Raw genomic sequence first — 19,420 nt, forward strand, 5'->3', positions numbered from 1 at the left:
AAACTATTCCAAAGAAATTTGTAGGTTTGAAAATAAGGACTTATGATAGGGCTAATCAACGATTGGAGGTAAATTTTATGAAATACACTAAATTAAAAAAATCAAATCTTGAAGTCTCAGTAATAGGACTTGGTACAAATGCAGTTGGTGGGCATAATTTATTCCAGAATCTGAATGAAGAAGATGGAAAATATTTAGTCAGAGAAGCATTAAATAACGGTGTAAACTTTATTGATACAGCGGATATATATGGTCTAGGTCGTTCAGAGGAACTAGTCGGTGAGGTATTAAAGGAATTCAAGCGTGACGACTATGTAATTGCGACTAAAGGAGCTCAAAATTTTACTAATTTAGACGATGTAAAAACTGACAATAGACCAGAGTATTTAAGAGAAGCAGTTGAGAAAAGTTTACAAAGACTGCAATTAGATTATGTAGACTTGTATTATTTACATTTTCCGGATAATGTAACTCCTTTTTCTGAATCAATTGGTGAATTAGCTCGTTTAAAAGAAGAAGGTAAAATCCGTACAATAGGTATTTCTAATGTTTCACTTGAGCAATTAAAAGAGGCAAACGCAAACGGCGATATTTCTGTCCTACAGTCACCATACAATATGCTAGATCGTTCTGCAGAGAAAGAATTATTACCTTATTGTATTGAAAATAATATTTCGTTTATCCCATATGGTCCATTAGCATTTGGGTTGCTTGGTGGTGGCTTCACTAAGGAATCTAAGTTAGATGCTCAGGATTGGCGCAATTCAGTTCCATTATTCCAAGGAGAACAGTTCCAAAAGACCCTTGTAACTCTGGACAAGTTAAAAGAAATTGCTTCCGGGAAAGAAACGACTCTTCCTAACTTAGCACTTGCTTGGTTACTCGCCCAAGAAGGTATTGATGCAGTTATCCCAGGAGGTAAACGAAAAGAACGTATCCTTGAAAATATTCAAGCAACCGATATTAGTTTATCAAAGGAAGAAATAAACATAATTGATGATATTTTAAGTAAAAACTAATAACAGCAGGGTTGTTCCCCGTGGTGATCAGGTTAAGAACCCAAGCTGATAAATAGACAGAAAAATTCCGCTTAATTTGATTTTAATAATAAAAAAAGCATAAATAGGCGGAGAAATTCCGCGTATTTACTTCAAAAATGTGAAAATAGGGGATTTTGCTTTGCATAAGCGGAAAATCTCCCCTTATATATCCCTAAACGGGATCTATTCTGTGTCTAACCGGAAAATCTCCGCTTATTATACTTTTGCTGGATTCTATTATTCTGGTTTTATCCATTCTTGTGACCATCGTTCAATTTCCTTTAAAATTGGCTCCATGGTATGTCCTTTTTCCGTTAAGGAATACTCAATAATAACGGGGGTTTCTGGAATCACTTCTCGTTTAACCAATCCTCTCTGCTCTAGATCTTTTAAACGGTCTGATAATACCTTTCCACTAATACCAATTGAAGATTGTATTTCATTAAACCTTTGTGGTCCTACTAATAATTGATAGATGATTAATGCTGTCCATCTTTGGCTTAAAATCGTAATTGCTTTCTCGAACTTTGGACAAATTATAGGTTGTTTCATTGTAAAATGCACCTCACTTAATTTCTATTGTACCAAAAATAATCATTAGATTACAATAAGAAATATAGTTACTTGACAGTATTAATTTATATATATATACTTACTTACATAAAGTAACTATGTGAAAAATATATCAATGTTGCAAATTATAAAAAATTCTAGGAGGGCTATTATGGGATTTCACACAAAACTGACCACGTTCGTAGGACATGTCAAAATTAAAGTTGAAAAGTTAGAACGGTCTTTACAATTTTATAAAGAAATACTTGGCTTCGATATATTGGAACAAACATCTACAACAGCGAAACTAACTACAAATGGAAAAACGAGCATTCTTTCACTTGAACAACCCGAAGATGTTATCTCAAAACAGGGAAGAACAACAGGGCTCTACCATTTTGCTCTTCTTTTACCAAATAAAACGGATTTAGCTAATATCGTTGTTCATTTGGATGACAAGGGAATTCGCTTTGGTTCTTCAGACCATCTTGTAAGTGAAGCTTTATATCTTAACGATCCTGATGGAAACCAAATTGAAATTTATATCGACCGCAATCCTTCTGAATGGGATTGGCATGGTGATGAAGTGGATATGGCTGTTGATCCACTAGATTTTGAAAGATTATTAACAAACATTGTGCCTGGTGAGTCATGGCAAGGGATGCCAGAAGAAACAGTGATGGGGCATATTCACTTACACGTAGCTGAGTTAAGAAAGACCGAAGAATTTTATGTGAAGGGTCTTGGAATGGATGTCGTAAATCGATTTGGAGGGCAGGCATTATTCCTTTCTTATGGAAAGTATCACCATCATATAGGGGTAAACACATGGAATGGGGTAGGTGCACCGATGCCACCTAAAAATGGTGTTGGCCTTGATTTTTATACACTCATATTGCCAAATGAAGAAACTCGTGCCAGGATCGTGAATAACTTAAAACAGATGGGTGCAACAGTTGAGGAAGAAAATAATAACTTTATTACGTACGACCCTTCTGGTAACCAAATCGTATTAGTTGTTTAAAAGGAGAGAACCTTTATGAATCAAGATAAAAAAAGTGGCCTTGAAATTGGGATATATACACTTGCAGATATTGGCCCGGACCCCCTTACCGGAAATACGATTACGGCTAAGGAAAGAGTGAAAGAAATCATTCAAGCCGCAAAGCTTGCGGATGAGGCGGGACTAGATGTATTTGGAGTAGGGGAACATCATCGTCTAGATTACGCTTCTTCTTCTCCTGCTGTACTACTGGCTGCTGTTGCCCAAGGAACTAAGCATATTCGCTTAACTAGTACAACAAGTGTTTTAAGTACGCTAGATCCTGTTCGGCTATTTGAAGATTTTGCTACATTGGATTTGCTTTCTGATGGCCGGGCCGAAATACTAGCGGGTAGAGGAGCTTTTATCGAATCATTTCCTCTATTCGGTTATAGTACAAACGATTATGATGAATTGTTTGAAGAACATATGGATCTCCTCTTACAACTAACTGAAAATGAGACCGTCACTTGGTCTGGAAATTTCCGTCCATCTTTAAGAAATGCAGAAATAGCACCAAGACCGGCACAAGAAAAATTACCAGTTTGGATTGGAGTGGGAGGAACACCGGAGAGTGCCGTACGTGCTGGAAGATTTGGGGTGGGTATGGCTTTAGCTATCCTAGGTGGTCCTCCAAAACGTTTTAAGCCACTTGTCGATCTTTATCGTCAAGCTGGAATAGATGCAGGACATGCAGCAGAAGCATTAAAGGTTGGTGTAACCGGTCATGCTTATATAGCTAAGACAACGCAGCAGGCTAAAGACGAGTTTTATCCTTATCACTCCAATTACTGGGCATATTTGAACCGACAGCGTGGAATGGGGATAAAGCCGTCACGGGCTGAATTTGAACAGATGGCTAGTCCAGATACCGCTTTGTTCGTGGGAAGTCCACAGCAAGTGGTTGAAAAAATCCTTCAACAATATGAACTCTTTGGGCACCAACGCTTCCTTGCACAATTAGATATTGGGGGTCAACCGTTTAAAAATGTTGCAAAAGGGATTGAGTTGTTAGCAACGGAAGTAGCTCCAATCGTTCGCAGAGAAACAAGTAAATAATATAGAATCAAGAATATCAGATGCTATTTAGGTGTCTGATATTCTTTTTTGTGTAAAGTATTAAAAACTCAAAATCCTAAACGCTTGAAAATGGAAAATGTTCCCCATATAAAAAAATTAGCTAAATTAGCTATTTTAACTAATGTGAGGTGTGATAAAGGTGATAGTAAACTCTACAGAACTGCAAAATAATTTCGGGAAATATTTAATGCTTGCGGCACAGGAGGACATTATCATTACCCGTAATGTACAGAAATTGCCAAACTAACAGCGGTTAAAGAAATAGCAACAGGAAATAAAATCCAGTCGGAAATAGTACATGAAAAGGCAAATGAGTATAACTATGATGAGAAAAAGTCGACATATGAGGAATTTTTAATATTACAACAAGAATCTGATGAAAGGTACGAGTATATTGATGGAGAAATCTATTTGCTTACTTCACCTAGAACTGCTCATCAGATGGCTATAACTGAGTTATTCGGGACCTTTTACAACTTTTTTCAAGGGAAAAGCTGTACCCCAATGGTTGCTCCATATGATATTGAACTAAGGAGAACCCCAGACAATATTAATATCGTTCAGCCAGACTTGATGGTTATTTGTGATTTAGAGGAAAATTTAAATGAAAATGATTATTATAAAGGGGTCCCGCCAATTGTTGTTGAAGTTCTTTCGAAAAGCACCAGGAGTAAGGATCTTATAAAAAAACTAGATCTCTATATGTCCACTGGCGTAAGAGAGTACTGGATTGTGAATCCAGACAATAAAGAAGTAACTGTCTATCATTTTGAGGATCAGAATATCAGTAACAGTGCCACCTACAAGAATAACGAGGCTGCACAGTCATTCATATATAAAGGACTTAGCGCGGAAATTAGTAGAATTTTTAGAGTGTAGAGGGACAGTGAACCTGTCCCTCTATCCCTTTAGTACCCAACTTCTACTGATGCGACAACGATGTACATCAAATCATTTTGATCGCCTTTTTCCTCGATGACGATACCGCTTGTTGTCAGCATTCCTCCGTCCATTACCTCCACTGAAACCTTTCCGAACGGTATGGCTCCTTTTACTGCATCAATATCTAGCTGTTCTTTATCGCAAGGAACCGCTAGTTTTACGTTGACCACCATATTGTCTAGGCTATTTCCTGGTAGAACTGATCGAATTCCAGGCATTGAGTTAAAGTGAATCGCATTCTTTACAGCGCGAATCGCTGCTTTTGTGATATTTTGGCCATGAACATCTATCCCCATGCCAGTTTCGATAAACATTAATTTTTCCATCTGATAGACACCTCGTTATTAAGTGATTATTCTATTCTATTTTAGCAAAAATAAACTGCAGTAACGTAATAAATGAATTCCGTTGATGGCCCCCTGCAAAATAGGGTGTCTTTTTTCATGTGAATTCAAACTTGCTAATGGAGAATAATCTAACACATTTCATAATGATTATTAAAAGTATTGAAAAAATTTGAAAATTCATATAAAATCACAGTTAGAGGTTCCGACACATGAAACTGAGTTCCACTTTTGTGGAACAATCATCCACAATTTATTTAGGAGGTTATCATATTGGCGATTGAAGTTACAAAGCGAAACGCACTTACTGAGGAGCAGCAGAACGAACTCGATTCCGCATTAGAAAAGGCTAGAAAAGCATTAGCTATTATTGAAACTTACGATCAAGAGAAGGTAGATCGTCTATGTCAGGCCGTCGCTTGGGCAGTATCGAACAAAAAAGCATTTACCCGTCTAACCGAAATGGGTATCGAGGAAAGTAAACTTGGTGACTATGAAAGTCGCATGAATAAACGTTTTAAAATTAGAGGGATATTACGAGATGCTTTACGTCAGAAGAGTGTGGGAGTTATTGAAGAAATACCTGAAAAGGGGATTGTAAAGTATGCAAAACCTGTTGGAATTATTGCTTCGATTGTTCCAACAACTAATCCGGATCTTACTCCAGCGGGGTCGGCCATTTACGCAATAAAGGCGAGGGATGTCGTTATTTTCTCTCCACATCCACGTGCTAAGAATACCTCCTTTGAAACAGTTGAGTTAATGCGTGAAGCTCTCCGGAAAGAAGGAGCACCTGCGGATATTTTACAGTGTTTAACGCATGTCAATATTCCAATGACGAAAGAACTAATGGAACGCGCAGATCTTGTCCTTGCAACTGGAGGTAAAGATATGGTAAAAAGTGCATATAGTTCTGGAACACCTGCCTATGGAGTTGGTGCTGGTAACTCAACGATGATCATAGATGAAACAGCTGATATTGAAGAAGCTGCTCACAATTCCATGTTAAGTAAAACATCTGATAATGGATCAGGCTGTTCTTCAGATGGAAATCTAATTATAAGTGATCAAATTTTTGATCCATTTCTTGACCAACTTGTTAAAGAGGGTGGTTATATTGCGGATGAAGAGGAAAAGGTAAAACTTCGTAATGTAATGTGGGATGAAGAGGGCAAGCGTCTGCCAACAACAGTCGCGATTGCACCTCAGGAGTTAGCGGAAATTGCTGGTTTTAATATTCCAAATGACCGAAAGTTCCTAATTGTTCATGGTGATGGAATCGGTAAGGAATATCCTTTCTCTGGTGAGAAGTTAACAACATTAATGGCTGTTTATAAATACGAAGGTGAATTTGAAAACGCCCTCAATATGATGCGAGCTATTTATGAAGTAGGTGGGAAAGGCCATTCTTGCGGTATTTATTCTTTCAACGATGACCATATTCACCGTCTTGCTCTTGCTGCACCAGTCAGTAGAATCATGGTACGTCAACCACAGTCCAAGGCAAATGCTGGTGCGTTCGACAATGGTATGCCAATGACATCCAGCCTCGGCTGCGGTACTTGGGGGGGCAATATTGTCTCTGAAAATGTTAATCTTAAACACTATATGAATACAACTTGGGTATCTAGAAAAATTGCCGTAGATCGCCCTTCGGATGAAGAATTATTCGGTGATTTTTATCAAGCAGAGTTGGAGAGATAAAAGCTGACATAGAAGCATACTGATACTATTGAATGGTTACGTGAGATAATTTTCAAAACCGGGTAGGAACAATTTCCCGGTTTCTCTTTTCTAATCTAGTAATCTTAGTTTTTGAAGGGGTTGTTGAAATGGATTTGATATTAATCGTATTGCCAGCATTTCTCATCTTTGGGGCCGGTTATATTGGTCAAAAGATGCTTCATCTAAATGTTAAATCTATTTCAACAATGGCCCTATATTTAATGACTCCATTTTTAACCTTTGAAACATTTTATTCGAATAAACTAAACATCGATTATTTCTATATGTTTCTTTTTTCTATTTTACTGATTATCATCCTCTTAGGTGTAACATTGATTACTGGTTGGATCATGAAAATGGATAAAACTCATAAATCCGTAATGTTACTAGGCACTCTTTTTCCTAACAGTGGAAATTATGGGGCACCTGTTGTATTATTTGCTTATGGGACTCATGCATTTAACTATGCAGTTATACTTATGGTTATTCATGGCCTTTTAATTAATTCAATTGGGATATTTATTGCATCCTACGGTGGTCAAAAATCTGCCACTATAAAGAATGCTGTAATGAGTGTGATTAAAATGCCAGTTCTTTACGGTGTTTTTCTCGGTGTACTGCTTCAGCTTCTTCATGTGGAACTACCAACAACTGTCGTTGATAGTGTTAGTTTAGTAGGTTCTGCTGCGATTCCAACCATCATGCTCGTTCTTGGTATGCAACTAGCCGAGATAAAACCACAAAAATTTGAATATAAGTATTTAAGCGTTGTATCACTTATACGTATGGTCGCTGCTCCGCTTATGGCTACGGTTCTAGTAATCTTCATGCCTGTAAGCGATGTTATAAAAAGTGTTTTTATTTTGTTAGCTGCTATGCCTGTTGCAGCCAATGTAACAATGTTAGCTGTTCAATTTGATGTAAAGCCAAATTTAATTTCATTAACTACATTAATAACTACACTCATAAGTCTGCTTACGATCCCATTAACACTCTTTTTTCTAGAATAATTAAAGTATTAATCGAAATAATAGATCGCGAAATAAATATAATTAAACCAATTTAAATATAGGTAAGCTGGTGAATGAAATTGAAATCAAAAAAACGTGTAACTTTGTTAGATGTTGCAAAACACGCAGGTGTATCCCGGGCTACTGCATCGCTTGTTGTTCGTGAAAGTCCAGAAATTACTGAAAAGACTCGTAACAAAGTGATAAAATCAATGCAAGAACTTGGGTACGTTTATGATCGAGTCGCGGCAAATATGCGTTCCAATAAGACCTCAACAGTTGGTTTAATTATTACCGATATAGCAAATCCGTTTTATTCAGAGCTGCTTAGAGGTGTACACAATGCATTAGATGAAGCTGGATATAGTGTATTCTTGGGTACTACTTTTGATTTAGATACAAAGCAGCAAAGACTTCTTTCAACAATGCTTGAACATAGGGTGGGGGGACTGATCCTTTGTCCTGTCTCTGATAGTTCACAAGAAACAGTTGAGCGGATTAGGCAATTGGATATACCAATCGTTCTTTCCGTAAGGGAACTTGAAAATGTGGATGCTGATTATGTTGGAATTGACTACGTAGTTGGGTCACAAATGGCCGTAAATCACTTGGTTCAAAAAGGGCATCGACGTATTGCTTTTTTGGGTGGATTTTCAGGTTCTACTGCATGGCAGAAAAGAAAAGAAGGATATTGCAATGCTTTAATCCAGGCGGGAATAGAAATAGATCATTCGCTTATTATTGAGAGCGAAGTATCTCGTGAGGGTGGAAAAGATGCAGTTCGAAAGGTCCTTCTCAATCAAGAACCACCAACGGCTGCTTTTTGTTTTAACGATTTTGTTGCACATGGAGTATTATTGGGCCTGAGCGATGCCGGACTAAACCCTGGGAAGGATATGGCAGTTGTAGGATTTGACAATGTTCCAGAAGCGTCCCTGTATAACCCACCATTAACAACCGTGTCCTCATATGCACGCCTTATAGGGTCCCAAGCTGCAAGTCTTTTACATCAACGAATTGTAAATAGAGATCGTGAGCAGCAGAGGATTATTTTACATCCGGAACTCGTAGTTAGAAGCTCTTCTTAGAATGAAGGTAAAAAGGGTGAACCTTATTGGTCACCCCATGCTATACCTATTAATCATATAATTCCCAAGCCAACTTTAACGATTCGATAATATAATCAGCAATTTCTTCAACATTAGAGTTGTCTGTATTTAATTTAGAATGATGTAACGAATATATATCTTTTCGTTCACTAAATAGTTCTTCAATTTCTTGTATAGAGCGACCTTGTAAAACTGGACGACTATCGATCAAAATGTTTATTCTTTCCTTCCAGGACTTCCAAGAAACGTCTAAATAAAAAACAATACAATTTTTTAAACATATGTCTCGGGTATCTTTTTGTAAAAAGGCACCACCACCGAGAGAAATTATTTTTAATTTTTGAGTGCAATAATTTGAAATAGTCTCTTTTTCCTTTTCACGAAAAGCCTTTTCACCGATTAATTTGAAAATTTGAGAGGTGGGCATATTGTATTCTTTTTCAATTTCTTGATCAATATCTACAAAACTTCTAAAAAGTTTTTTTGCTACAAGTTGACCAACAGTTGTTTTTCCGACTCCCATAAAGCCGATAAAAACGATACTTTTTTCTCTTAATGAATTATTAGTATTAATCATTTACGGCACTTCCTATTGTTAATTTCAAAGTCATTTTAATAAATACTACCATATGTTTTTTCATTTTCAAAAGGAAATATTAAAAATCAATCTCAACTATTTCGAAAATTCATAAAAATGTATTGATGTCTTATGAAATGTATTGTAACATATGGTTAAAGCTTTCTAAGTAACATTTTCTATATGTACGAAGAAAAGAGGTGGCAAACTTTTATATTTGTATCCTTTTTTATAGATCTAACAATGTTTTTAGATAAAAATTAGATCCATCTAATAAAAACTACTCCAGATCAAACTGTAAGAAGAAGGAGTAATAGATCATATTGTAGATTGATTGTCATTAAGTATAGTCTAGAAGAATTGAGCCCCATTTTAACAACGGTTACAAATATGAGAATTGCACGCATTGTTAGATCGATCTAATAAAAGACGAAGGTAGGTGTAATTGTTATGCAAGCCCAGCCTTATATAAATGGCCACTGGTTCTTGGGAGACCGAGAACTTGTTGATGTGAAAAGTCCTTATTCTGGAGAAGTAATTGGTCAACAAGTATTGTCGACAGCAGTTGATGTAGAAATAGCTCTTGCTTCGGCATATGAAGCCAAAAAGGATGTTGCAAAATTGACATCCCTGGAACGTTCAATAATTTTAAAAAAGGCAGCCATGCTATTAGATGAGAATAAAGAGATGTTCGCTAAGCTCATCTCCCTTGAATTGGGGAAACCGTTAAAAAACACAATGGATGAAGTAATTCGATCTATCGAAACACTAGAACTATCTGGAGAAGAAGCCAAACGGTTAACGGGCGAAACAATGTCAGGAGATTCATCCGAAAGAGGGAAAAATGCTTTAGCGATCACATTCCGTGTACCTGTTGGAGTAGTGGCAGCTATCACACCTTTTAATGCACCATTAAATCTTGTTTGTCATAAAATTGGTCCTGCTTTTGCTGCCGGAAATAGTGTTATTTTCAAGCCTGCACCGCAAACAGCTCTAATTGCAACAGAGTTTTTAAAATTATTACTTGAAGCGGGTATGCCCGAAAATGCTGTAAATATGGTGCTAGGTGGTGTCGAAGTTGGACAGCAAATCGTAAAGGACGACCGAATTAATGTCATTTCTTTTACTGGTGGGATTGTTGCCAGCAAAAACATTAGTAAACTTGCAGGAATTAAAAAGGTCCTATTTGAACTGGGCGGTAATGCAGCAACAATCGTACATGAAGATGCAGATATTGTAAAAGCCGCAAAAATGTGTGCAGCATCAGGGTTTAGTAACTCTGGTCAAAGCTGTATCTCAGTTCAGCGAATTTATGTTCATCAATCAGTGGTTGAACCGTTTTTAGACCATTTAAAAGAAGAAGTATTGAAGTTAAAGGTTGGCGATCCAGTGTTGCCAGATACAGATGTAGGTACTTTAGTGGATGAAAATGCAGCCAATAGAATCATTGAGTGGATCGATGAAGCTATCAGTCTAGGTGCTACATTGTTATGTGGAGGAGAAAGAAGCGGTGCAACCGTAACACCTGCTGTTCTAGTAAACCCACCAAAGGAAAGTAAAGCTGTTTGCCAAGAAGTGTTTGGGCCAATTGTAAGCGTTATCTCATTTGAGAATATAGAAGAAGCGATTGAATGGACGAATGATTCATCCTTTGGCTTACAAGCCGGTCTTTTCACAAATAAGATGGATATCATTTACCAAGTAGCACGTGCTTTGGAGGTCGGTGGTGTCGTCATTAACGGAACATCAAATTTTAGATTGGACCATTGGCCGTACGGCGGTGTGAAAAATAGTGGAATTGGGAGGGAAGGCCCACGCTTTGCAATTGAGGACATGACAGAGACAAAAATGATCGTCCTAAGGGTCGCTGAATAGTACATAAATCATTTACAAAAAGGTTAGAAGGTGAAGAAAATGTTGGGACTTTTATTGAATAAACCAGGTGAACTAGAATTAAAGGAAATTCCTTCAACCACAATTTTGCAAGACAAAGAGGTGAAAATCAGACTAATTTATGGTGGGATTTGTGGATCGGATCTAAGTGTTTTTAAAGGACGATTGGCACATGCTACGTATCCGATTTGTCCCGGGCATGAATTGATTGGTACCATCAGCGAAGTAAGTCCAAATTCGACTTTGGAAATTGGTCAAAGAGTTGTTGTCATGCCAAATTCTTATTGTGATGAATGTGAAAATTGCCGAAAAGGCAGAAGAAACATTTGTGAAAATAAAAAATCATTAGGTGTGAATATAGACGGAGGGTTCTCTGAAGAATTTATCATATCTGAAAAATATGTGATGCAGATCCCAGATGAACTTCCAAATGAAAAGGCAGTACTTATTGAACCCTTTGCTGTTATTGTTCATGCATTGGAAAAAGTGTCAATCACGATTGATACAAAAGTTGCCATTATTGGTTGTGGAACAGAAGGCTTGCTTGCATTGACATTGGCAAATTATCTAAATGCAACCATTACTGGTATCGACATTAAACAAGAAAAGCTGGAAAAGATAAAAAGTTTTTTCCCGAATATCGAAACAGCGCTGCCCGATGATGTAAAAGGTAGAGAATATGATATTGTCATTGAAACAGCTGGTGCTAGATCATCCTTTGAACAAGGTGTCGAATTAGTAAAGCCAGGTGGCGCAATGGTGTTAGTTGGGATAACTCCGGAGGCTACGATTCCAGTTGTTCAGGTTGTAAGAAAAGAAATTACTTTATTTGGTTCAATCATTTATAACTTACCTGGTGACTTTCAGAAAAGCATCGATTATTTAAAGAAAGATAGTTTCAAAGTTGATCAAATTGTTTCGAAAATCTACCATTTTACAGATTTCTCAAAAGCTTATGAGGATGCGACTTCAGGTAATTATGGAAAAATTTTATTGAATTTCAAGGAGGTATAAAGGATGGCAAAACTAATTTCGAATTTATTGGTAAAGTATTTGGAGAATCGCGGTGTTGAACATATTTTTGGACTTTGTGGGCATACAAATATAGCATTTCTATCAGAATTAGAAAGAAGCAGCAATATAAAGTTTGTGAATGTTCGCCATGAACAGGTTGCGGCCCATGCGGCTGATGGATATGCACGCGCGAAAAAACAAACGGCAGTGCTCTTAACACACGTAGGACCCGGTATGACTAATGCGGCAACAGGTGTAGCAAACGCAGCTCTAGATTGCATTCCAATGGTTGTGATCGCCGGTGATATTCCGAGTCATTACTACGGTAAACACCCACACCAAGAAGTGAACCTTCACGCGGATGCCACCCAATATGAAATTTATCGTCCTTTTGTAAAACGTGCATGGCGTGTAGATAGCGCGCATTTGTTCCCGGAAATTTTAGAAAAAGCATTCCAGTTAGCTGAAAGTGGGACGCCAGGTCCAGTTCTTGTTTCGGTCCCTATGGACATTTTTTCGGCTAAGATTGACGAAGAATTATTTGAAAGACAAAAACATCATACAAAATCACTTCAAAAGCCATCAATCGACGAAGCAACAGCTGAAAAAATCATTTATACACTTCTAGATGCAAAAAATCCGGTGGTATATGCAGGTGGTGGTGTCATTCTAGCTGATGCAGCAGAAGAACTTGCGGAATTTGTCAATCATTTTGATTTACCAGTAGCACATTCCTTGATGGGTAAAGGCGCAGTACCTGATGACAATCCACTTGTTCTAGGCATGACAGGTTTTTGGGGAACAGAATTTATCAATCGGAAAACGCGTGAGGCAGACTATATTTTCGGCCTTGGAACGCGCTTTGCAGAAGCTGACTCAAGCTCATGGGAGAATGAATACACTTTTGATTTTCCTAAAACAAAACTAATTCAAATCGATATTGAAGCGAGTGAAATTGGACGTAACTACCCAGTTGAACTAGGAGTAGTAGCTGATTTGAAACAGGCACTTATCGTTTTAAATCGAGTAGCGAAGAAAATTGCTCCAGGTGGCCGTCAAAATGAGGCATTAAAACAAGAAATTGCTACTAATAAACAGGCATTTAAAGATAGTAATAAAAAGTTTGAAGAGGACAATTGTTTCCCAATGCAGCCACAACGTATTTTGGCTGAAGTTCGTGATGTGTTGCCTCGTGATGCATTTATTACGACGGATGTTGGTTGGAACAAAAATGGCGTGGGTCAACAATTTGATATTTACACTCCGGGAACAATTTTTACTCCGGGTGGATTTGCAACGATGGGATTCGGAGCACCAGCTGCACTTGGTGTAAAGGTTGCACATCCAGATCGTATTGTCGTATCACTTGTTGGAGATGGTGGATTCGGCCAAAATCCTGCACATTTAGCAACAGCCGCAGAGGAAAATATTCCAGTTATTTGGGTCGTGATGAATAACTATGCATTTGGTACAATTGCAGGTTTACAAAAAGCCCATTACGATACAACGCTTGGTACATTATTCAAAAAGGATGGCGAACCATACTCACCAGACTTCGCAGTGATCGCTAGAGCTTTCGGGGTCGAAGGCGTAAAAATTGAAAAAGCAGAAGAATTTAAGCCGGCTCTTGAGAAAGCAATTGCTTCCAATAAACCGGTCGTGATTGATGTTGCAATGCTAAACAATCCAGTCCCAACTGCTGGGCATTGGAACATCATGGACATTTATTCACCAGATCGAAAAGTACATCATGTTTCTACAAACTAATAGTCTATTAAACAATAAAGCCAAGCCCTATTCTCTATAAAGTGTAAAAGTAGGGCTTGTTTTTTACGGAAGGTGATGATCATATGTCACAGCCGAACTTCGGACCATTGACAGGTGTGAAAATATTGGATATATCAACGATGATTGCCGCCCCTTTCGGCGCAACATTGTTAGCTGATTTAGGTGCTGATGTAACGAAGGTGGAGTTGCCAGGAAAAGGAGATACATTACGAAGTGTAGGTCCTTGGAAAGGCTCTGAACCTTTAAGATGGCCAGGTCTGGCACGAAATAAAAAATCTCTAACACTTGATATTCGTACAAAAGAAGGAAAAGAAATTTTTATTAAATTAATTGAACGGGTTGATGTGTTAATTGAAAATTTCCGTCCTGGAACGTTAGAAAAATGGGGTTTGGGATATGAAGAATTAAAAAGAACGAATCCAAAATTAATTATGATGAGATTATCTGGGTATGGGCAAACAGGTCCATACAATGACAAAGCAGGATTTGGCACACCAAGTACAGCATTTAGCGGACACACAGCCATACAAGGTTTTAAGGATCGCCCACCTGTCAGTCCATCTTATTCTTTGCTCGATTATATTACGGGAGTATTTGTTGCTTTTTCAACCGTAAGCGCTTTATTTCACCTCGTTAAAAATGATGAGGGGGAAGGTCAAGTTGTGGAAATGGGTCTCTATGAGTCTATGTTCCGCATGTTAGAGTTCCTAATTGCTGAGTATGACCAAAATCAGGTCATACGCGAAAGGACTCCAGGATTAGCAAATCATTCAAGTCCGGCTGGTACGTATGAAACGAAAGAAGGCAAATTTGTCGTATTGGTATGTAGTACTGATTCCACTTTTGATCGCCTAGCCAAGGCAATGGATAGAGAGGATATGTTAACGGATCCGCGTTATCATACGAATAAACAACGTTTGAAAAATGATGCTGACGTGCAAGTCATCGTTTCAAAGTGGATTAAAGGTTTTACCCAAAAGCAGTTACTAGAAAAATCAGATTCATTTGGTGTACCGATTAGTCCTATTTATACTATAGAAGATATTTTCAATGATCCACATTATCAAGCTCGGGAAAATATTGTAGAAGTAGAGCATCCCCGTTTAGGGAAAATTAAGGTTCCAGGAGTTGTACCGAAGTTTTCCAAGACACCGGGTGCGATTCGCCACCGTGCACCAGAATTAGGCGAGCACAATAATGCTATTTTAGGAGAGTTGGGATTTTCGGCGGAAAAGATAAATGAACTGAAAGAGAAGGGAGTTATTTAAATGACAGATTTACGACTGCCATCAAAGGTAGTGATTTGTGAAGTGGCTCCGCGTGATGGATTCCAAGCTGAACTGAAATGGATTCCGACGGAGCAGAAGCTCCATATCATTCGAGAACTCGCAAAAATTGGCATTCAATCAATGGAAATCACATCGTTTGTTCACCCGAAAGCGATTCCAAATTTAAAGGATGCAAGTGAAGTGGTAAGAAGTTCACAGGATTTAACAGGCATTAAGTTCCGGGCTTTAGTTCCAAACGTAAAAGGTGCGGAAAGGGCTGTGGAAGCAGGGATTACCAAACTGAAATTAATGTTATCTGCAACAGACTCTCACAGTATATCAAATGCAAATAGTACGACTGAGGAAGCTCTCAATAAATTAGAGCCGATTATTGAATTTGCAGACAAAAAAGGTGTAGGGGTGGGCGGTTCAATTTCGGTAGCTTTTGGTTGCCCTTATGAAGGAAAAGTCCCAATTAGTCGTATTACGTACGTATTAGATCGATATAGTCAAATGGGAATTAATGAAGTATCACTGGCTGATACGACAGGAATGGCAAATCCTCGACAGGTTTACGAGATGTTGGGTGAATTGAAACAGCGGTACCCCGAAATGACTTTTTCGATGCATTTGCATAATACACGTGGAATGGCAATAGCAAATGCAGTTGCGGCTTTGCAACAAGGAATCATTCACTTTGATAGTTCGATAGCGGGATTGGGAGGTTGCCCATACGCGCCAGGTGCATCTGGGAATATTGCAACTGAAGATCTTGTGCACACATTCCATGAAATGAATATAGAAACCGGAATTGATTTAGATTTGGCAATTAATGCCGCAAAAGAAGTGAAACAAATGCTTGGCCACGATGGTGGAAGCTATATGCTTCAAGCGGGCCCAAATTCTAATCTGCATATCACACCAGAAACCCAGGAAAAGTTAGGGTAACACAGATGCTTCATACTGAAAAGTAAGTAACACATTTATGAAAGCGATTGCTATTTGAAGAAACCAAATAAGTGTAGGAGGTTAATAATCGGATGACAAAACAATTCTCATTAGCGCACTTAACAGTTTTAGATTCCCCGCCACCTGAAATGGTTTATTTAGCTGCACGTGCTGGTTATGATTTCGTTAGTTTACGTCCTATTTATATGGGCTTACCCGGTGAGCCCAATTACGAGTTAGCTACGAATATGGAAATGATGCGTGAAACGAAAACGGCCCTTGCCGATACAGGCGTAAAGCTTCTTGACATTGAGCTTGCCCGAGTAAATGACAGAGTTGATCCAAAGCGGTATTTACCAGCTATGGAAGTTGCAGCTGAACTTGGTGGGAGACATATTCTTAGCAGCATCTGGACAGAAGATCGAAATTTTGCCGTAGAACGATTTGCTGAAATTTGTGATCTCGCCAAACCTTTCGGACTGACAGTCGAATTAGAGTTTGTACCGATAGCGAGCGTTAAGAATCTTGCAGAAACACTTGATATTCTTCATACAGCTAATCGGGAAAATGCTGGCCTAATGCTAGATATCCACCATTTTCATCGTTCTAAGGACAGGGTCGAGGATTTGGATTCAGTTCCACGCGAATGGTTTCGTTACCTGCATCTTTGTGATGCACCTTTAGATATTCCTGACTCGCAGGAAGAGATGACTCGTATTCTTCGTGAGGAAAGATCATATGTAGGTGAAGGTGGCATTGATATTGCAAGTATAGTAAATAGGATACCAGAAATCCCTTATTCGATTGAATTACCTAACCTGAAGAGGTCAAGGGAACTCGGTAATGAGGAATTTGCTCGGCGCTGTCTTCAATCTGCAAAGGATTATCTAAATAAATATCCTCGAACTAGCGAAGCTTTTGAACATAAATAATCTAGTATTTTATTTGCCTGAAAATTCTAAACTAGGTTATACTAAGAAGAAGTTTATTCGTTGAAAAACTTGTAATCATATAAAATTTAATGGTTAGGAGAAATAATATGAAAAAAATTCTAATGTTACATGGAATTAATCATAATATGTTTGGAAAAAGAGATCCTGTTCAATATGGGACGGTGACCTTAGAGGAAATTGATGCGGGACTGAATGAATTAGCAAAAGAGCTTGGAGTCGAGATTGAAAGCTTTCAGACAAATCATGAAGGTGAAATGTGTGAAAGAATTCATAAGGCTTACTTTGAAAACAAAGACGCTGTGATCATTAATGCGGGTGCATGGACACATTATAGTTACGGACTGAGAGATGCTTTAGCAATTCTTGAAGTACCAATAATTGAAATCCATATGTCGAATATTCATGCACGGGAAGAGTTCAGGCATAAATCTGTTTTTGCAGAAATTGCGAATGGTCAGATTTGCGGATTTGGAATCGATAGCTATTATCTTGGTTTACGTGCGGCTGTATCCTTGACTAAAGAAAATTAACCTTTAAGCTAGTAGGTAAGGTATTATTAAAATAGTAACCAACTAAAAAGGAGTGATACAAATCTTGTGATTTGTACCACTCCTTTTTTTGACTAAGCAGCAGCGCCTCTGGAAAATTTCGATTTTAAAGATTGATACATTTTAGTTTGTGAAAATAATGTAAAAATGACGATGAGAGTTAATACTAAACTAATCGGATGAGTAAATAAACTAGTAAGGAAGCTAATTACATTTCCTTCTTCTGAAATTAGAGCCCTTCGTAAATGATTATCCATCATCGGTCCCAGAATAATACCCAAAACTAATGGACCTGCAGGGAAGTTATATATTCGCATGAAATACCCAATAATACCGAAGGCAATCATCCAGTAAACATCAGAAACGCTGTTTTGAATTCCATAAGAACCAATAACAGTAAAAAATGTAACAATCGGTAATAGTAAATATTTTGGTACTGATATGACACGGGCAAAAAGTCGAATTCCAGATAGGCCCCAAACCCCTACAAATACAAGAGAAATTGCACTTGTAGCAACAATGATCCAAAATATATCTGGTGTATTAATTAAAAGCATAGGTCCAGGGTTCATACCATGAATTAAAAGTGCACCAATTAAAACAGCTGTTACTGCATCCCCAGGGATCCCTAATGTCAGCATTGGAATCAACGCACCACCAACACAGGACATTACTGCAGTTTCAGGAGCAATTAAACCTTCATATGCTCCTTTTCCAAATGGTCTTTCAGGATTTTTCGTTGTACGCTTTGCATGGTCATAGGCTAATAGTGATGCAATTTCTCCACCCGCACCAGGCAATGCACCTACTACCACTCCAATCACTGCCGTTCGAAGGGTTAATGGTAAGTATTTCAATATTGTAACTAATGGTGGTATCACATTTTTGATGATTACATCTGCCTTGCTTCTACCCAAGTTATGAAGTTGAACTAAAACCTCTGCTAATCCAAATAAACCAAGTAAACAGGCAATATAGTTAATCCCACCCATTAATTGTAAATTACCAAACGTAAAACGCCCTACACCTGACATTGGATCAATACCTACTAAACCAATAAATATTCCAACTCCAGCAACAAATATGGCTTTAGGTAGATAATCCGATGCTAAACTACCAACTAATAGAATTCCTAATAACATAATTAAGAAATAATCCCTTGGGGCAAATCCAAGTGCAAGCTTTGTTAAAAGTGGAGATGCAATAATTAAAACAATAAGTCCTATTAAACCTCCTATTATGGATACAATAGTAGAGATACCAATTGCTCTTCCCGCCTCTCCTCTTTTGGTGAGCGGATAACCATCAAATGTTTGGACAAAGGATGAAGCAGTTCCAGGAATATTTAATAAAATCGCGGTTCTTGATCCCCCATATACTCCTCCAAAAAACACGGAAATCATGACAACAATTGCTGCAGTTGAATCCCATGTATATGTTAAAGATACTAAAAGAGTAACCGCCATTGTTACCGATAAGCCCGGCAAAGCCCCTATAATAAAGCCAAATAATGTTCCAAAAACTGCGAGTAATAATAGCTTGATATCCAAAAATGGGATTAATAATGCTTCTAACATGTCATTCACT

The 19,420-nt window shown here is 38.0% G+C and carries 18 protein-coding genes; 14 read left to right on the forward strand and 4 right to left on the reverse strand.

All coding sequences use genetic code 11. The features are described from left to right. Positions 1-77: 77 nt before the first annotated feature. On the forward strand, positions 78-1,019 hold the full coding sequence (locus V7147_RS11040; RefSeq protein WP_335367905.1) for an aldo/keto reductase: 942 nt from the start codon (positions 78-80) through the stop codon (positions 1,017-1,019). Positions 1,020-1,277: 258 nt separating this feature from the next. Here the strand turns inward: V7147_RS11040 and V7147_RS11045 are convergent, their stop codons facing one another. After that, the gene (locus V7147_RS11045; protein ID WP_335367906.1) at positions 1,278-1,592 is read right to left on the reverse strand and encodes a winged helix-turn-helix transcriptional regulator; all 315 of its coding nucleotides are present in this window, start codon (positions 1,590-1,592) and stop codon (positions 1,278-1,280) included. A 172-nt stretch (positions 1,593-1,764) separates the two neighbouring features. Between V7147_RS11045 and V7147_RS11050 the strand changes: the two genes are divergently transcribed. The 3 genes from V7147_RS11050 (at position 1,765) to V7147_RS11060 (ending at position 4,593) form a co-directional block, all read left to right on the forward strand. Further along, a complete protein-coding gene (locus V7147_RS11050; RefSeq protein WP_335367907.1) occupies positions 1,765-2,616 on the forward strand; it encodes a VOC family protein in 852 nt (283 codons plus the stop codon). 15 nt (positions 2,617-2,631) lie between these two features. After that, on the forward strand, positions 2,632-3,693 hold the full coding sequence (locus tag V7147_RS11055) for an LLM class flavin-dependent oxidoreductase (RefSeq protein ID WP_335367908.1): 1,062 nt from the start codon (positions 2,632-2,634) through the stop codon (positions 3,691-3,693). A gap of 426 nt (positions 3,694-4,119) precedes the next feature. Continuing rightward, complete coding sequence (locus tag V7147_RS11060; RefSeq protein WP_335367942.1) at positions 4,120-4,593, forward strand: Uma2 family endonuclease; 474 nt, start codon at positions 4,120-4,122, stop codon at positions 4,591-4,593. A 29-nt stretch (positions 4,594-4,622) separates the two neighbouring features. On the opposite strand, the gene V7147_RS11065 is transcribed toward V7147_RS11060, so the two are convergent. Beyond that, positions 4,623-4,982: a Lin0512 family protein gene (locus V7147_RS11065; RefSeq protein WP_335367909.1), complete on the reverse strand. Its 360-nt coding sequence runs from the start codon at positions 4,980-4,982 to the stop codon at positions 4,623-4,625. 291 nt (positions 4,983-5,273) lie between these two features. Between V7147_RS11065 and V7147_RS11070 the strand changes: the two genes are divergently transcribed. The 3 genes from V7147_RS11070 (at position 5,274) to V7147_RS11080 (ending at position 8,823) form a co-directional block, all read left to right on the forward strand. After that, positions 5,274-6,704: an aldehyde dehydrogenase family protein gene (locus V7147_RS11070; protein ID WP_335367910.1), complete on the forward strand. Its 1,431-nt coding sequence runs from the start codon at positions 5,274-5,276 to the stop codon at positions 6,702-6,704. A 128-nt stretch (positions 6,705-6,832) separates the two neighbouring features. Continuing rightward, complete coding sequence (locus V7147_RS11075; protein ID WP_335367911.1) at positions 6,833-7,735, forward strand: AEC family transporter; 903 nt, start codon at positions 6,833-6,835, stop codon at positions 7,733-7,735. A 74-nt stretch (positions 7,736-7,809) separates the two neighbouring features. Further along, the gene (locus V7147_RS11080) at positions 7,810-8,823 is read left to right on the forward strand and encodes a LacI family DNA-binding transcriptional regulator (RefSeq protein ID WP_335367912.1); all 1,014 of its coding nucleotides are present in this window, start codon (positions 7,810-7,812) and stop codon (positions 8,821-8,823) included. A 49-nt stretch (positions 8,824-8,872) separates the two neighbouring features. On the opposite strand, the gene V7147_RS11085 is transcribed toward V7147_RS11080, so the two are convergent. Continuing rightward, positions 8,873-9,421 carry a shikimate kinase gene (locus V7147_RS11085; protein WP_335367913.1) on the reverse strand — a complete coding sequence of 183 codons (549 nt, stop codon included), beginning with the start codon at positions 9,419-9,421 and terminating at the stop codon, positions 8,873-8,875. A gap of 450 nt (positions 9,422-9,871) precedes the next feature. Between V7147_RS11085 and V7147_RS11090 the strand changes: the two genes are divergently transcribed. The 7 genes from V7147_RS11090 to aroQ all read left to right on the forward strand — a co-directional run bounded on the left by V7147_RS11090 (position 9,872) and on the right by aroQ (position 17,815). After that, positions 9,872-11,296 carry an aldehyde dehydrogenase family protein gene (locus V7147_RS11090; protein ID WP_335367914.1) on the forward strand — a complete coding sequence of 475 codons (1,425 nt, stop codon included), beginning with the start codon at positions 9,872-9,874 and terminating at the stop codon, positions 11,294-11,296. A 39-nt stretch (positions 11,297-11,335) separates the two neighbouring features. Next, complete coding sequence (locus tag V7147_RS11095) at positions 11,336-12,328, forward strand: zinc-dependent alcohol dehydrogenase (protein WP_335367915.1); 993 nt, start codon at positions 11,336-11,338, stop codon at positions 12,326-12,328. A gap of 3 nt (positions 12,329-12,331) precedes the next feature. Further along, positions 12,332-14,095, forward strand: coding sequence for a thiamine pyrophosphate-binding protein (locus V7147_RS11100; protein WP_335367916.1), 1,764 nt, complete (start codon positions 12,332-12,334; stop codon positions 14,093-14,095). An 83-nt stretch (positions 14,096-14,178) separates the two neighbouring features. Beyond that, positions 14,179-15,384 (forward strand): CaiB/BaiF CoA transferase family protein, encoded by a 1,206-nt coding sequence (locus V7147_RS11105; RefSeq protein ID WP_335367917.1) that lies wholly within the window; start codon positions 14,179-14,181, stop codon positions 15,382-15,384. Beyond that, the gene (locus V7147_RS11110) at positions 15,385-16,332 is read left to right on the forward strand and encodes a hydroxymethylglutaryl-CoA lyase (RefSeq protein WP_335367918.1); all 948 of its coding nucleotides are present in this window, start codon (positions 15,385-15,387) and stop codon (positions 16,330-16,332) included. Between the two features lie 92 nt (positions 16,333-16,424). Beyond that, positions 16,425-17,264: a sugar phosphate isomerase/epimerase family protein gene (locus V7147_RS11115; protein ID WP_335367919.1), complete on the forward strand. Its 840-nt coding sequence runs from the start codon at positions 16,425-16,427 to the stop codon at positions 17,262-17,264. A 107-nt stretch (positions 17,265-17,371) separates the two neighbouring features. Continuing rightward, positions 17,372-17,815 (forward strand): type II 3-dehydroquinate dehydratase, encoded by a 444-nt coding sequence (gene aroQ / locus V7147_RS11120; protein ID WP_335367920.1) that lies wholly within the window; start codon positions 17,372-17,374, stop codon positions 17,813-17,815. A gap of 92 nt (positions 17,816-17,907) precedes the next feature. On the opposite strand, the gene V7147_RS11125 is transcribed toward aroQ, so the two are convergent. Continuing rightward, positions 17,908-19,410: a tripartite tricarboxylate transporter permease gene (locus V7147_RS11125; protein WP_335367921.1), complete on the reverse strand. Its 1,503-nt coding sequence runs from the start codon at positions 19,408-19,410 to the stop codon at positions 17,908-17,910. Positions 19,411-19,420 lie beyond the last annotated feature (10 nt).

It is taken from the genome of Bacillus sp. JJ1521, from assembly GCF_036965165.1.
Lineage (GTDB): Bacteria > Bacillota > Bacilli > Bacillales > Bacillaceae_L > Ferdinandcohnia.

Coding starts and splice junctions, on each gene's coding strand:
- V7147_RS11040 (WP_335367905.1), top strand. CDS start 78: ATGAAATACACTAAATTAAAAAAATCAAATCTTGAAGTCTCAGTAATA.
- V7147_RS11045 (WP_335367906.1), bottom strand. CDS start 1,592: ATGAAACAACCTATAATTTGTCCAAAGTTCGAGAAAGCAATTACGATT.
- V7147_RS11050 (WP_335367907.1), top strand. CDS start 1,765: ATGGGATTTCACACAAAACTGACCACGTTCGTAGGACATGTCAAAATT.
- V7147_RS11055 (WP_335367908.1), top strand. CDS start 2,632: ATGAATCAAGATAAAAAAAGTGGCCTTGAAATTGGGATATATACACTT.
- V7147_RS11065 (WP_335367909.1), bottom strand. CDS start 4,982: ATGGAAAAATTAATGTTTATCGAAACTGGCATGGGGATAGATGTTCAT.
- V7147_RS11075 (WP_335367911.1), top strand. CDS start 6,833: ATGGATTTGATATTAATCGTATTGCCAGCATTTCTCATCTTTGGGGCC.
- V7147_RS11080 (WP_335367912.1), top strand. CDS start 7,810: ATGAAATTGAAATCAAAAAAACGTGTAACTTTGTTAGATGTTGCAAAA.
- V7147_RS11085 (WP_335367913.1), bottom strand. CDS start 9,421: ATGATTAATACTAATAATTCATTAAGAGAAAAAAGTATCGTTTTTATC.
- V7147_RS11090 (WP_335367914.1), top strand. CDS start 9,872: ATGCAAGCCCAGCCTTATATAAATGGCCACTGGTTCTTGGGAGACCGA.
- V7147_RS11095 (WP_335367915.1), top strand. CDS start 11,336: ATGTTGGGACTTTTATTGAATAAACCAGGTGAACTAGAATTAAAGGAA.
- V7147_RS11100 (WP_335367916.1), top strand. CDS start 12,332: ATGGCAAAACTAATTTCGAATTTATTGGTAAAGTATTTGGAGAATCGC.
- V7147_RS11105 (WP_335367917.1), top strand. CDS start 14,179: ATGTCACAGCCGAACTTCGGACCATTGACAGGTGTGAAAATATTGGAT.
- V7147_RS11110 (WP_335367918.1), top strand. CDS start 15,385: ATGACAGATTTACGACTGCCATCAAAGGTAGTGATTTGTGAAGTGGCT.
- V7147_RS11115 (WP_335367919.1), top strand. CDS start 16,425: ATGACAAAACAATTCTCATTAGCGCACTTAACAGTTTTAGATTCCCCG.
- aroQ (WP_335367920.1), top strand. CDS start 17,372: ATGAAAAAAATTCTAATGTTACATGGAATTAATCATAATATGTTTGGA.
- V7147_RS11125 (WP_335367921.1), bottom strand. CDS start 19,410: ATGTTAGAAGCATTATTAATCCCATTTTTGGATATCAAGCTATTATTA.